This window comes from Luteimonas salinisoli, assembly GCF_013425525.1.
GTDB classification, from domain to species: Bacteria; Pseudomonadota; Gammaproteobacteria; order Xanthomonadales; family Xanthomonadaceae; genus Luteimonas; species Luteimonas salinisoli.
On record NZ_JACCKA010000026.1, the window covers coordinates 1 to 13373 of the forward strand.

11 protein-coding genes are annotated in these 13373 nt (G+C 72.4%); 8 read left to right on the plus strand and 3 right to left on the minus strand.

All coding sequences use genetic code 11. The annotated features are described in order from the left end of the window. A partial coding sequence (gene xseA, locus H0E84_RS03390; RefSeq protein ID WP_180677221.1) for an exodeoxyribonuclease VII large subunit occupies positions 1 to 923 on the minus strand: 923 nt, incomplete at its 3' end. Positions 924 to 1233: 310 nt separating this feature from the next. Between xseA and H0E84_RS03395 the strand changes: the two genes are divergently transcribed. The 4 genes from H0E84_RS03395 to H0E84_RS03410 all read left to right on the plus strand — a co-directional run bounded on the left by H0E84_RS03395 (position 1234) and on the right by H0E84_RS03410 (position 7779). Further along, on the plus strand, positions 1234 to 1776 hold the full coding sequence (locus H0E84_RS03395; RefSeq protein WP_180677222.1) for a copper chaperone PCu(A)C: 543 nt from the start codon (positions 1234 to 1236) through the stop codon (positions 1774 to 1776). A 468-nt stretch (positions 1777 to 2244) separates the two neighbouring features. Continuing rightward, positions 2245 to 3531, plus strand: a complete 1287-nt coding sequence (gene ispG / locus H0E84_RS03400) for a flavodoxin-dependent (E)-4-hydroxy-3-methylbut-2-enyl-diphosphate synthase (RefSeq protein ID WP_425600457.1) — start codon at positions 2245 to 2247, stop codon at positions 3529 to 3531. Further along, entirely contained in the window at positions 3506 to 4213 is a 708-nt protein-coding gene (locus tag H0E84_RS03405; protein ID WP_180677224.1) for a phosphatase PAP2 family protein, read from the plus strand. Before ispG ends, H0E84_RS03405 begins: the two co-directional genes overlap by 26 nt. A gap of 206 nt (positions 4214 to 4419) precedes the next feature. Beyond that, positions 4420 to 7779: a S8 family serine peptidase gene (locus H0E84_RS03410; RefSeq protein WP_180677225.1), complete on the plus strand. Its 3360-nt coding sequence runs from the start codon at positions 4420 to 4422 to the stop codon at positions 7777 to 7779. A 150-nt stretch (positions 7780 to 7929) separates the two neighbouring features. Here the strand turns inward: H0E84_RS03410 and H0E84_RS03415 are convergent, their stop codons facing one another. Continuing rightward, positions 7930 to 8835 (minus strand): GGDEF domain-containing protein, encoded by a 906-nt coding sequence (locus H0E84_RS03415; RefSeq protein ID WP_180677226.1) that lies wholly within the window; start codon positions 8833 to 8835, stop codon positions 7930 to 7932. 192 nt (positions 8836 to 9027) lie between these two features. After that, entirely contained in the window at positions 9028 to 9870 is an 843-nt protein-coding gene (locus tag H0E84_RS03420) for a GGDEF domain-containing protein (RefSeq protein WP_180677227.1), read from the minus strand. A 226-nt stretch (positions 9871 to 10096) separates the two neighbouring features. Between H0E84_RS03420 and H0E84_RS03425 the strand changes: the two genes are divergently transcribed. Genes H0E84_RS03425 through H0E84_RS03440 form a run of 4 tightly spaced genes read left to right on the plus strand, consistent with a single transcriptional unit; the run spans position 10097 to position 13365 of the window. Beyond that, positions 10097 to 10900 carry a type II secretion system protein gene (locus H0E84_RS03425; RefSeq protein WP_180677228.1) on the plus strand — a complete coding sequence of 268 codons (804 nt, stop codon included), beginning with the start codon at positions 10097 to 10099 and terminating at the stop codon, positions 10898 to 10900. Positions 10901 to 10913: 13 nt separating this feature from the next. Beyond that, positions 10914 to 11471, plus strand: coding sequence for a hypothetical protein (locus H0E84_RS03430; RefSeq protein ID WP_180677229.1), 558 nt, complete (start codon positions 10914 to 10916; stop codon positions 11469 to 11471). Continuing rightward, complete coding sequence (locus tag H0E84_RS03435) at positions 11468 to 12850, plus strand: hypothetical protein (protein WP_180677230.1); 1383 nt, start codon at positions 11468 to 11470, stop codon at positions 12848 to 12850. The genes H0E84_RS03430 and H0E84_RS03435 overlap by 4 nt, the downstream gene beginning before the upstream one ends. Beyond that, positions 12847 to 13365, plus strand: coding sequence for a hypothetical protein (locus H0E84_RS03440; protein WP_180677231.1), 519 nt, complete (start codon positions 12847 to 12849; stop codon positions 13363 to 13365). Before H0E84_RS03435 ends, H0E84_RS03440 begins: the two co-directional genes overlap by 4 nt. The last annotated feature ends 8 nt before the right edge of the window (positions 13366 to 13373 follow it).

A 13373-nucleotide genomic window follows, 5' to 3' on the forward strand; every position in this document is an offset into this window, starting at 1 on the left:
GGGCGCAGGGCCTGCAGGCGCAGGGCGGCGCGGTCGGTGCGCTGCGCCGCCTGCTGCAGCCGGTGCAGGCCGAGGGCGGCGACGCGGCGCTGCAGGGTCCGCAGCCGCGCCAGCAGTTCGCCGCTATCGGGCACCAGCAGTTCGGCTGCGGCGGACGGGGTGGGCGCGCGCAGATCGGCGGCGAACTCGGCGAGACTGAAATCGGTCTCGTGGCCCACCGCCGCGACCACCGGCACGGGGGAGGCCGCCACGGCGCGCGCAAGCGCTTCGTCGTTGAAGGCCTGCAGGTCCTCCAGCGAGCCGCCGCCGCGGGTCAGCAGCAGGGCGTCGTAGCGGCCGCAGGCCGCGGCACGGCGCAGCATCGCGACGATCTGCGCCGCGGCGCCTTCGCCCTGCACGGGCACCGGCAGGATCTCGACCTCGAGCAGCGGAAAGCGCCGCGCCAGCACGCTGAGCACGTCGCGCACCGCCGCGCCGGAGGGCGAGGTGACCACGCCGAGGCGGCGCACGTAGGGCGGCAGCGGGCGCTTGCGCGAGGCGTCGAAGAGGCCCTCGGCCTGCAGCTTCGCCTTCAGTGCCTCGAACGCGCGGCGCAGGGCGCCTTCGCCGGCTTCCTCCAGCGAGTCGAGGATCAGCTGGTAGTCGCCGCGGGCCTCGTACAGGGTCAGGCGTCCGCGCGCCAGCACCTTGAGGCCTTCGCGCGGCTGGAAGCGCAGCCATTGGCTCTTGGGCCGGAACATCGCGCAGCGCACCTGGGCGCGGGCGTCCTTGAGGGTGAAGTAGAGATGGCCGGAGGCGGGTCGCGAGACGTTGCCGAGCTCGCCTTCGACCAGCACCAGCGGGAAGGCGTCCTCGAGCAGGCTGCGCGCCAGCGTGTTGAGCTGCGAGGGCGTCAGGATCTCGCCGGTGGCCGCGTCCGTCATCGCGCAAGGGTATCGCAGTTCCCCCGCGGCCCTGGGCGAACGCAGTACCGCGATCCGCCAGGCCTGCTGCGGGAGCGGGCGGAGCATCCCCGACGACCGGTGCGACCGCTCTTCGGCGCTCGCGGCGGCGACGGCAGTCGCGACGCCCGCGGTCGTTCCGCAGCGGGGGGAGGGCACGCAACCTGGAGGTCTCGCGAAGTCGCGACCGCCGTTACTCCACGCGGCTCGACGAGTGGAAGGGCCCAGGGCAGTGCATGCGAGAATGCGGGCACCGGACCGTACGGCCCGACGGCCGATGGAGATTTGCGCAATGCACGCTTCTCGATGCCCGTTTCGCCCGTCGACGGGCCGCCTCTTCACGGTCCTGCTGCTGGCGCTCGCGGCGGCCGCCTGCTCCCGTAGCGAGGCGCCGGAAGCCGCGCCGCAACCGCCGCCGCCGCCGGAACAGGGCGCGGGCGGCGCGATCGCCGTGGTCGATGCCTGGGTGCGGGAGATGCCGCCCGGCAGCCGGGTCGCGGGCGGCTATCTCGTACTCGACAACGGCGGCGATACCGACGACCGCCTGCTCGCCGTGGAGAGCGACCAGGCCGCGCGGGTGGAGATCCACGAGATGCGCCACGAGGACGGGATGATGCGCATGCGCCATCTGCCGGACGGGCTGACGCTGCCGGCCGGCGGGCGCACCGCGCTCGAGCCCGGCGGCTACCACCTGATGCTCATCGAGCCGGTGCGGCGATTCGCCGCTGGAGAAACGGTGGAGGCGACCCTCCGCTTCGAAGGGGCGCCGGAAATCGCGCTGACCTTCGAGGTGCGCGGGGCCATGGCGCCGCCCCACGATGACCACGCCGATTGAGCGGGGGCACCGGCGCGGCTCTCGCGGGGAGATCCTGCCCGACATTCGGATATGCGCCGTTATCGAGGCCCCCGCCGTACCCCGCGTCGCCGGTCAGGCCGCCTTCGTAGAGCGGAGCTTGCTCCACTGCGCTTGGCTCCGGGGCCTGCGTAGCCGAGCAAGCTCGGCTCTACGGGGGCTTCGGCGCCCGCGTGGCCGGTCCGGCCCGCCTTCGTAGAGCGGAGCTTGCTCCGCTGCTCTCGGCTCCGGGGGCCTGCGCAGCCGAGCAAGCTCGGCTCTACGGGGCTTCGGTGGCCGCGTCGCCGGTCCTGCCCGCCGTCGTAGAGCGGAGCTTGCTCCGCTGCGCTTGGCTCCGGGGCCCGCCCAGCCGAGCAAGCTCGGCTCTACGGGGGGGCGGCCGAAGGTCGCTGGCGGGCACGATTCAGATTCGCGCCGCGGTGGGCGCACGGGGCGGGTAAAATGAGCGCCATGTCAGCGCTGCCGCAGCCCGTGCCCCCTTGCCGGTCCGATCCGTCGCCGTCCTTCGGGCCGGCGCCGCGGCGGGCCACCCGCCAGGTGCGCATCGGCGGCGTGGCGGTAGGCGGCGACGCCCCGGTGGTGGTGCAGTCGATGACCAACACCGATACCGCGGACATCCCGGCCACGAGCCGGCAGATCGCCGAGCTCTGGCGCGCGGGCTCGGAGCTGGTGCGGATCACCGTCAACAACGCCGAATCGGCGGCGGCGGTGCCGCGCATCGTCGAGCGGCTGGCGATGCAGGGCATCGAAGTGCCGATCATCGGCGACTTCCACTACAACGGCCACCAGCTGCTGGCGACCGAGCCGGCCTGCGCCGAGGCGCTGGCCAAGTACCGCATCAATCCCGGCAACGTCGGATTCGGCAGGAAGCGCGATACCCAGTTCGCGCAGCTGATCGAGTTCGCGATCCGCTACGGCAAGCCGGTGCGCATCGGTGCCAACTGGGGTTCGCTGGACCAGGCGCTGGCGGCGCGGCTGATGGACGAGAACGCCCGGCGCGCCGAGCCCTGGGAGGCGGCACGGGTGCTGCGCGAGGCGCTCATCCGCTCGGCGCTGGACTCGGCGCAGCGCGCCGTCGAGCTGGGCCTGCCGGCCGAGCGCATCGTGCTCAGCTGCAAGGTCAGCGGGGTGCAGGAGCTGATCGCGGTGTACCGCGACCTGGCTGGCCGCTCGGACTTCGCGTTGCACCTGGGGCTGACCGAGGCCGGCATCGGCAGCAAGGGCATCGTCGCTTCGTGCGCCGCGCTGGCGGTGCTGATGCAGGAAGGCATCGGCGACACCATCCGCATTTCGCTCACTCCCGAGCCGGGCGCGCCGCGCACCCACGAGGTGGTGGTCGCGCAGGAGCTGCTGCAGACCATGGGCCTGCGTGCGTTCACGCCGATGGTCACCGCCTGCCCGGGGTGCGGCCGCACCACTTCGGAGTTCTTCCAGGAGCTCGCCGGCCGCGTGCAGGAGCACGTGCGGGCGAAGATGCCGGAATGGAGGATCAGCCACCCCGGGGCAGAGAACCTGACCCTCGCGGTGATGGGCTGCGTGGTCAATGGCCCGGGCGAGTCGCGTCACGCCGATATCGGCATCTCGCTGCCGGGCACCGGCGAGGCGCCCTCGGCACCGGTGTTCATCGACGGCGAGAAGGCGTTGACCCTGCGTGGGGAGCGCATCGCCGAGGAATTCGTCGCCCTGGTCGACGACTACGTCGACAGGCGCTATGGGCGGGCTGCCGGGGGCGGCTGAGCTGGTCGGCCACCTGCGCACCGGGGTGCGCGAGGGCCGACGCTTCATCGTCCGGCACGCCTGGGCGCTGGCGCTGCTGTTCGGCGGACTGCTGCTGCCGATCTGGGTCTTCTCCGAGCTTGCCGACGAGATCCGGGACGCCGAGGCGATCGTCTTCGACGAGCCCTTGCTCCATTTCGCCGCGGCGGTCGCGCACGAGGGCTTCGATCGCGTGTTCCTGTTCTTCTCCGCGATCGGCTACGCCTGGGGCGTGGTGCCCGCCGACGTGGCGCTGGTGGTCGCGCTGTTCGCGCTGCGGCGCTATCGCGAGGGCATCTTCGCCGCGATCGCGCTCGGCGGCGCAGCGGTGCTCAACCTCGCCGCCAAGCAGGCGTTCGCGCGCGATCGGCCCTCGCTCTGGGAATCGATCGCTCCCGAGCCGACCTACAGCTTTCCCAGCGGCCACGCGATGGGTTCGGCCGCGCTGGCCCTGGTGCTGGTGCTGCTGGCCTGGCCCACGCGCTGGCGCTGGCCGGCGATCGCGGCGGCGGCGATGTTCGTGCCGATGGTCGGCCTGTCGCGGATCTATCTCGGCGTGCACTACCCCTCGGACATCCTCGCCGGCTGGGCAGCCGCCTCGATCTGGGTCGTGGGGGTCTATCTCATGACCTTCCGCCGCCGGCCGCCCTTCGCGCACCGCTGAGCCGGGCTCACCGGGGCGTGGCCTGCTGCGGTGCGCAAACGCGCGAGCGGCCGCCGGTGTAGAGTCGGGGCTGGCGCCGGCCGGTCCGGCGGCGCCGCCCGGCGGACAGGGGCGCCGGTGAGTTTCGAGCCAGGGCTTTCCAGGTTGGCGTCCGCAGCGCGGGCGTCCCTTTCGATCGCTGCGCCGATCCTTTCCGGGGAACACACATGTCACGAAAGAAGCATTGGGTTGCGGTGGCGACGCTGATCGCGCTCGCCGCCGTCGCGGGTGCCAGCACCCTTCAATTCCGCAGTGGACCGGACGCGTCCGGCAACCGGGCCACGGCGGCCGGGCAGGCCACCGGGGCGGTTGCAGCCGCAGCCGTCGGCCAGGGCGGCGCGGTCGCCGCCAGGCCAGCGGTCCGGCCGGATGCCGGCCGCGACGACGGCGGCACCTACGTGGTGGTATTGCGCGAGCCCGCGCTGGGCGCGTACCGGGGCGAAGTCGCCGGCCTGCCGGCGCCGCCGCGTCGCGCCGACGCGCGCGGCAAGCTGCGCCTGGACAGCCGCGGCGCTGCGGCCCGCAACTACGTCGGCTACCTTCGGACGCGCCAGCAGCAGCTGGAAGGCGAGATCGCCGTCAGGATCGGCCGTCCGCTGGCGGTGCGCGAGCGCATGCAGCACGCGGTCAATGCGATCGTCACCGACCTGGGCGGCGGCGAGGCCGACCGCATCCGCGCGCTGCCCGAGGTGCTGCTGGTCGAGGAGTACCGCGAGTACGTGCTGGACACCGACACCGGCCCCGGCCTGATCGGCGCCGACGCCCTCTGGGACGGTAGCGCCCCCGGCGCGGACGCCGCGTGGCAGGGCGAGGGCGTGGTCTTCGGCATCCTCGATTCGGGCATCAACTTCGGCAGCCCGTCGTTCGCCGCCGAGGATCCCGTCGACGGCTACGTGCACGTCAACCCGCTGGGCGCCGGCAACCATCTCGGCAGCTGCGCGGCTGGCGACGTGGACGAGGGGCGCTGCAACGACAAGCTGGTCGCCGGCTACGACTTCGTGTGCGGGCCGCCGGCCAACCTCTGCGGTCAGCCCAACATCCGCGAGGAGCCCGGCTTCGGAGACAGCAACGGTCACGGCACCCATGTCGCATCGACCGCCGCCGGCAACCGCCGCGACGACGTCTTCCGCGGCAACCCGGTGAGCATTTCCGGGGTGGCGCCGCGCGCCAACATCGTCGCCTTCGACATCTGCTACACCAATACCGCCACCGGCCAGGGGCTCTGCCCGAACGTCTCGGCGGTGGCGGCGGTGGACCAGGCGATCGCCGACGGCATCGTCGACGTGATCAACTACTCGATCGGCGGCGGCTCGCAGCCGTGGAGCGAGGTGGTCTCGCTGGCGTTCCTGGGCGCGGTCGATGCCGGCATCTACGTGGCCACCTCCGCCGGCAACAGCGGCCCGGGCCCCAACACCATGGGCCACCTGGAACCGTGGGTGTCGTCGACCGCCGCCTCGCAGCACGGCCGTGGCGCGTTCAGCGTGCTGCTGCAGGTCACGGGGCCGGAGCCGGTGCCCGAACCACTGTCGCCGGTGCTGCTCAACGAAGGCTCCAACGGCGTGGCCCACGACGCCACCATCCCCGGCACCACGCCGCTGCGGGTGAGCGACGGCTACGACGGCGATACCGACGCCTGCGCGGCGCTGCCGGCCGGCAGCTTCGACGGCGCGATCGCGGTGGTGCGGCGCGGCGGTTGTGCGTTCTCGATCAAGGTCAACAACGCCGATGCCGCCGGCGCGGTCGCGGTGGTGATCGCCAACAATGCCGACGGTGGGCTGATCCCGTCTGTGCCGGGGACCGCGATCCCGGCGTTCGGCGTGACCCAGGCCGACGGCGATGCGTTGCGCGACTTCGCCCGCGCGCATGCCGACGCCACCGCGATGATCGGATTCCCGGCGGTGCCGCTGCCGAACACCGTCGATGCGCTGGGGGCGTTCAGTTCGCGCGGCCCGGCCGGCAACTTCGATCTGCTCAAGCCAGACGTCACCGCGCCCGGGGTCAGCATCCTGGCGGCCGATGCCGGGACCACGATCACCGGGTTCGAGCAGCTGCTGGGGCTCAAGAACGGCACCTCGATGGCGTCCCCGCACCAGGCTGGCGCCGCCGGGCTGCTGCGTCAGGCGCGGCCGGGCTGGACCATGCCGGAGATCAAGTCGGCGCTGGCGATGACCGCCGATCAGACCGTGCTGCTCGAGGACGAGGTGACCCCGGCCGACCCGTTCGCGCGGGGTGCGGGACGCATCCGCGTCGACCTGGCGATCAACGCCGGCCTGGTGATGGACGAGAACGCGGGCAACTACCTGGCGGCCAATCCGGCCGAGGGCGGCGATCCGTCGGCGCTCAACCAGCCCAGCCTGGCGAGCGGGCGCTGCTTCGAGGGCTGCGAGTTCATTCGCACCTTCCGCAACCCCACGTCGCGCGCGCAGGTCTGGCGCCCGCGGCTGGAGGGCCTGCAGGGGCGGGTCACGCCGGCCAGCCTGAAGGTGCCGGCCGGCGGGAGCCGCAGCGTGCGGGTGACGATCGACAGCCGGGCGCTGCCGGCCGACGGCAGCTGGCACTTCGGCACCGTGGTGCTCGAACCCGCCGGCGGCCTGTTGCGCGATCCGCTGCCGGTGCTGCGCCTGCCGGTGGCGGTCTCGGTGCCGCCCCCGGCGATCGCGCTGCCCGATCTGGTGACCGCCAGCATCGCGCAGGGCCAGAACGGCAGCGTCGACGTGACGGTCGGGAATGCGGGCGGCTCCACGCTGGAGTTCTCGGTCGACAACACCGGCAGCGCCACGCTGCAGGTGGCGGACGTGAAGCGGGGGGCGGTCACCAGCGGCTACCGCAGCACCCTGTACACCGATCCGGGTGCGGATCCGCCGGGCGCGTTCGCCAGCGACGACTTCGTGCTCGCCAGCCAGACCCGCATCGGCTCGCTGTTCACCGAGGGCTTCGTCAGCAGCGGCGGAGCGCTGGCGACGGTCGCCCAGGCGATTACGTGGAGCATCTACCCGGATGCGGCAGGCATGCCGGCGGGCGATCCGCAGACCTCGCCGGGCGCGGCGGTGTGGAGCCATACCGCGACACCGGGCGCACCGGGCGTCGACACCACCGGCAACCACATCGGCCTCGAGCTCGAGGCCGCCGGCCAGGATGTCGTGCTGCCCGCCGGCCGCTATTGGCTGGTGGTGCACACGCACGCCACCCTGGCCAACCGCTGGGTCTGGTTCGCGGCGCCGTCCGGCAGCGGCAGCTTCATGGTGATCACCCCCGGTGCCGATGGCACCGGTACCTGGAGCCCGGTGTCGAGCTTCGCGGGGCTGTCGATGACGGTCTCCGGGACGGTCGAGTGCGGTGCGTCCTGGCTCGGCCCGGTCACCCCGCCGATGGGCCGGCTGGCGCCTGGCGCCTCGCGCCCGCTGCGGATGGCGCTGGGCGGGGCCGGGCTGACCCCGGGCACCTACGGCGGCAACCTCTGCGTGGCCAGCAACGACCCGGTCACGCCCAAGGCCGCCGCGCCGGTGCGCCTGACCGTCACGCCGTAGCGGTCCTCGATGTCCATCGAAAGGGGCCCGCGCAAGCGGGCCCCTTTTTTATTGGGGTTCTTCGCCCCACCTGAGGAAGGTGGCTCCCGGACGAACGCGGTACATGACTCCAGGCGGACGCCGTGAGCCGTGAGCCGTGAGCCGTGAGGTTCAGTGTTCGAGTTCCACCCGGTTGCGGCCGCCGTCCTTGGCGCGATACAGCGCCGCATCCGCCGCCCGCATCAGCAGACTGAAGCTGTCGCGGTCCGGACGCAGCTGGGCCAGGCCGGTGCTGACGGTGATCCGACGCGCCTCGCCACCCGGTTCGAACCGGGTGGAGGCCACGGCCGCGCGCAGACGTTCGGCGAACCGGGCCGCCGGCTCCAGCGCGCATTCGGGCAGCAGGATCGCGAACTCCTCGCCGCCGACGCGCGCGGCGATGTCGCCGCCGCGCAGGTGCTGCCGCAGCACCGCGCCGATCTCGCGCAGCACCCCGTCGCCGGCGATGTGGCCGTGGCGATCGTTGACCTCCTTGAACAGGTCGATGTCGACGATGCCCAGCGTCAGCGGCCGCCCATGGCGGAGGGCGCGGGCGATCTCCTTGTCCGCCAGTTCGACGAAGTGGCGGCGGTTGTGCAGGTTGGTCAGCGCGTCGTGGGTGGCCAGCTGGTAGACCTCTTCGTGGTAGCGGGCCTCCACGCTCTCCTGACCGATGAATTTGAGGATGCTTTCACCCACGGTGACGTGGTCGCCGTCGGCGAGCGGTGCGCACGCCGCCGGGCGGTCGTTGAGCAGGATGGGGTTGGTCGCTCCGAGGTCGACCAGGCGATAGCCGTCGCCGTCGCGCTCGATGCGGCAGTGCGCACGCGAGACGCTGGGGTGATCGATGCACAGGTCGGTCTCGCGCGAGCGGCCGACCGTCACCGGGTCGTCGCCGAGATCGGCGCGGCGCCCCAGCCCCTCGCCGTGGATCACCACCACGCACGCCGGGCGCAGCGTGGGCTGCTCCGGCCCCGGACTCAGCCGGGTACGCTCGGTGATCTGGTCTGGTTCGTGGTCTCCGTCGCGACGCACCATGTGCGCGATTCCCCCGTCTGCCCGCCCAGTGTACGCCGCGAGCGGGCGGCGGCAGGTCCGTTCGATGCGGCGCCCAGGCGCTGCAGGCTCCGAAACACGCGAGCGCAGCGGACTTTTCGAGTCCTGGAAGGGAACCGCGTGGGATGCGGGCCGTGCAACCCGCCCTGCCGTACCGATGCTCCGCCGGCGGATTCAGGAAAGCGCGCTGTCGATCCGCCGCATCAACAGGCCGAGGCTGTCCGCCCCGGGGCCGAGTTCCGCCAGAGCGGTGCGCACGCCCACTTGCAGCGACACGCCGCCGGCTAGGGCGAGCGGCTCGGTCAGGGTGCGCCGCAGCTTGTCCAGGAACACCCCCGCGGCGTCGGCTCCGCGACCGCTCAGCAGCACCGCGAATTCGTCCTCGCCGATGCGTGCGGCGACGTCGCCCTCGGTCATGCGCTCCTGCACCAGATCGCCGGCGCGGCGCAGCGCCGCGTCGCCGGCCGCATGGCCGTGGCGCAGGTTGATCTCGCGCAAGCCGTCGAGATCGAGCACCGCCAGGGTCAGCGGCGACTGCCGCTGCCGCGCGTCGGCGATCATCGCCTCGGCCAGTTCGACGAACTGGCGCCGGCCGTGCAGGCCGGTGAGCTGATCGCGCATGGCCAGGTGCTGGATCTGCTCGTGGTAGCCGGCCTCGACGTTGGCGTGGCCGATGAACTTGAGGATGCTCTCGCCGACGGTGATCCGGTCGCCGTCGGCGAGCGCTGCGTCCGCGACCGGCTGGTCGTTGAGCAGGGTCGGGTTGGTGGCGCCGAGGTCGCGTACGCGATAGCTGCCGGCGCTCGCCCGGATCTCGCAGTGCCGGCGCGAGACGCTGCGGTGCGGGATGTACAGCGAGACATCGCTGGAGCGGCCGATCACCACCGGCTCCATGCCGACGTCGGCGCGGCGGCCGAGGCCGTCGCCGTGGATCACCACGACGCAGGCCGACGCTCGCGGCGGTACGGCGCGCGGGCCGTCGCTTCGGATGGTCCTGAGCTGGGTGTCCTCGGCCATGGCGGGTTCGGGCGGAACGGCAGCCGATTCTAGCCAAATCCGCGAAGCGCCGTGGCTGCGTTCCGGCGCGACGCGATCGGCCGGCCACGCGGTCGCGTCTCTTACGCGGCTCTTACGCTGGACTGACGCGGCTGTTACGGCCGCCGCCTAGAGTCGCCACCGTACACCTCCACGCCGCAGGCGGGACGGTGGTCGCAAGGGGCCTTCACTCTCAGGGGAAATCGCGATGCAAGCACGTTCCAGCTCACGGCAGGGCGGATTCACGCTGGTCGAAATGGCCGTCGTCCTGGTCATCATCGGTGTAATCCTGGGCGCCGTCATGATCGGCCGCGACGTCCAGCGCAATGCCGAGTACACCCGCATCAAGCAGAAGTTCATCGACCAGTGGGTGGTGGCCTACAACACCTACAACCAGCGCCTCGGCGCCCCGGTGGGCGACAACCAGAGCGCGCCGCGGCTGATGGTCAATGGCTCCAACTACCAGGGAGACGGCAACACCCTGTCCGGCGGCAACATGTCCAACGCCGCCGAGCCCGCCGCGATCTGCCGGGCCCAGGCCGGCCCCAACATGTTGCGCACTCACGAGGGCAATGCCGATTTCGACCTGCGCAACATGATGCTGCGCGCCGGCATCACCCTGCCGCCCGGGCGCGGCGCCGGGATGGAGGACAGGTACGTGTACCTGGATACCAACGGCAACCCGCAGGAAATCCAGATCTGCTTCCAGTGGAACCGCCCGGGCACCGACTCCGGCTCCGGCAACGTCATGGTGATCACCGGACTGACTCCGGACCTGGCGCGCGCCCTGGACCAGATGGTCGACGGCAAGCCCGACGCGCAGAACGGCGCCTTCCGCCAGGAGGCGATCGTCCGCACCGAGACCGGCGACGTCACCGCGCCCGGCGTGGAGTGGGAAGGCAACAACACCCAGGGCATCGACAGCGGCAGCGGCGACGCCCTGGCCGAGGGCGACAACACCGATGCCGACCAGGTGATGACGCTGGTCGCGCACTACAAGATGAACCAGTGACCGGAGCGCGGCGATGAACCTCGCGCAGCTCTCCTCCAGGTTCGAGCTCTCGCGGCGCAATTCGCTGCTCGTGTTCGGCGGCACCCTGCTGGCGCTGGTGGTGGCGGCGACCTGGTTCGTCAGCGCCCGTTCGGGACTGGCCGACGCCTATGCCGAGGTCGGCACCCGCGGCCAGCTGCTGGCCGAGGCGAAGGTGCGCGAGCTCGAGGCGGAGCTTCGGGTCGAGTACGCCGACTCGGCCAGACGCCTGTTGGCGGCCAGCCAGGCGCGCGGGATGCAGCCCGAGGCCTGGGGGGAACGCCTGATCAACGTCAAGCAGGGCCAGCTGCCGCGCGAGGACGTGGCGACGCTGCTCGCCAGCATCGCCCGGGGCGACGGCCGCATCTTCGGCGCCCAGGCGTTCGACCTGTCGGTCACGCGCGCCGAAGAAGGATTGTTCGACGTCCCCGAGGAGACCGGGCGCGAGCCGGCGCCGCTGTCGCTGAGCCTGGGCGGGACGATGCTGTTCCGCACCCAGCAGGGTGGGGGCACTCCGGCCGCGCTGGCGGCCGGCCTGGAGGGTGCGCGATGAACAGGCTGCTCGTGGTGCAGCAACAGCACCGCTGGCTGGTATTCGACGGCGCCAGCGTACGCCTCCTGGAGGCGCGCCCGCGCCTGGACCGCCCGGCGATCGTGATCGGCGATTTCGGCGGCGCCGGCAGCAACGTGATCTCGCTCGAGGGCAGTCCCGCGCACGCGGTGGCGCTGATCGAGAAGCGCCTGCGCTCGGACGGCCTGATCGACGGCGAGAGCAAGATCCTGATCCACAAGTCGCGGAGCATGGGCGGCGGCTATCAGACCCTGTTCACCGCGATCGAGCTCGAGGCCTGGCAGCAGAACTACTCCTGGGCCGAGTCCCAGGCCGACCACTGCCTGCTGGTTCCGGTGACCTCGCTGCTGTGGCATGCGACGGGCACCGGCCAGGGGGTGGTGCTGCACTCGGGCAATCAGGTCAGTGCGCTGGCGGTGTTCAAGCACAGCATCGTCTACCGCTCCGCGCTGGCCTACAGCGACGAGCCGGCCGACCTGCTGATGACGGTGGGCGCCCTGGCCGAGCAGTTCGCCGCGGACCTGGAGGACGGCGAGGACGACGTCGCGCAGCTCACCATGCGGTGGTGCACCGTGCTCGCGGGTCGCGAGGACGGCGCCGCCGACACCGGCGCGGCGTTGCGCGAGGTGTTCTCGGCGCGCAGCGGCATGCAGGTGGCTGCGGTTCCCAGCCGGCGGGTGACGGACGAGGCCGGCATCGGCTACGACAGCAGTATCGACTGGCTGGCCGCCGCGGCCACGCCGCTGATCGCGGTCAACCGGCCGACCAGCCGCATCGCCTACGTGGCCGAGCGCGTGTTGCCGCTGGCCAGCGCCGCCTCGCTGCTGATCGCGCTGAGCCTCGCGGCGCTCAGCGGTCGCTGGGCGCTGAGCGCCGGCGAGGCCAACCGCCGCGCCGAGCGACTCTCGCAGGAGGTGCAGCAGATCGACATGCGCATCGCCGCGATGCACGAGCGCCAGGGGGTGCCGGAGGGCTTCGATGAGACCCTGGCGCTGGTCGAGCGTGCGGCCGCGCTGCATGGCGATCTCGACCCCGAGGCCAGCCTGCGGCTGGTGCGCAGCGCGGCGGCTGGCGACGTGCGGATCCTGCGCCTGCGCCTGGACGCGCAAACGACGGCGCCGCGGGCCGGCGCGGCCGCGATGGCGCCGGAGCGCACCCTGCGCGTGGACGGGATGGTCGAGGCCGGCCGCGGCCGGCCCGGCATGCAGATCGCCGATTTCGTCGAGCGGTTGCGGCGGCAGGGCTTCGATCCGGTGCCGGCCGACCCGCAGTCCAACCTCGGGGCGCAGGGGTCCGGCAGTTTCTTTTCCTACCTGCTGCGGATCCGTCCGGCGGCGACGATCACCGGGGGCGAGCGATGAAGCTCAAGTACGCGGCCGCGATCTCGCTGCTCGCCTGGCTGGGCGTGGTGGCGTGGATGGCGACGATGGTGATCGCCAAGCCCGCGGTGATGCGCACCCGTGCCGGCACCACCGAACCGCCGGTGATGAACGAACTGCGCAATGGCGTCGCCCGCAACCAGCGCGCCGAGCAGGCGCTCGCCGGGCTGCAGGCTGGCGTGCCCGCGGCCGGCGAGGGCGCGATCGCGCTCTCCCCGCGCGGCCGGCTGGACCCGGAAACCGGCGATGCGCTGCGCATCGACGCGGCCGACGCGGCGGCGTTGACCGCGGACCACGTGGTCTCGCTGATCGTCAGCAGCGGCGCGCGCCGGCGCGCGCTGATCGATGGGCGCTACGTCGGCCCGGGCGCGCGGCTGGACGGCGGCGCGCGGGTGCGGGCGATCGGATTCGACTGGGTGGCGATTGACGACGAGCGCAACGGCCGCAGGATCCTGCGCGTGCGTTCGCCGTACCTCGCACCGGGGGAGGAGGGGTAGGGGATGGC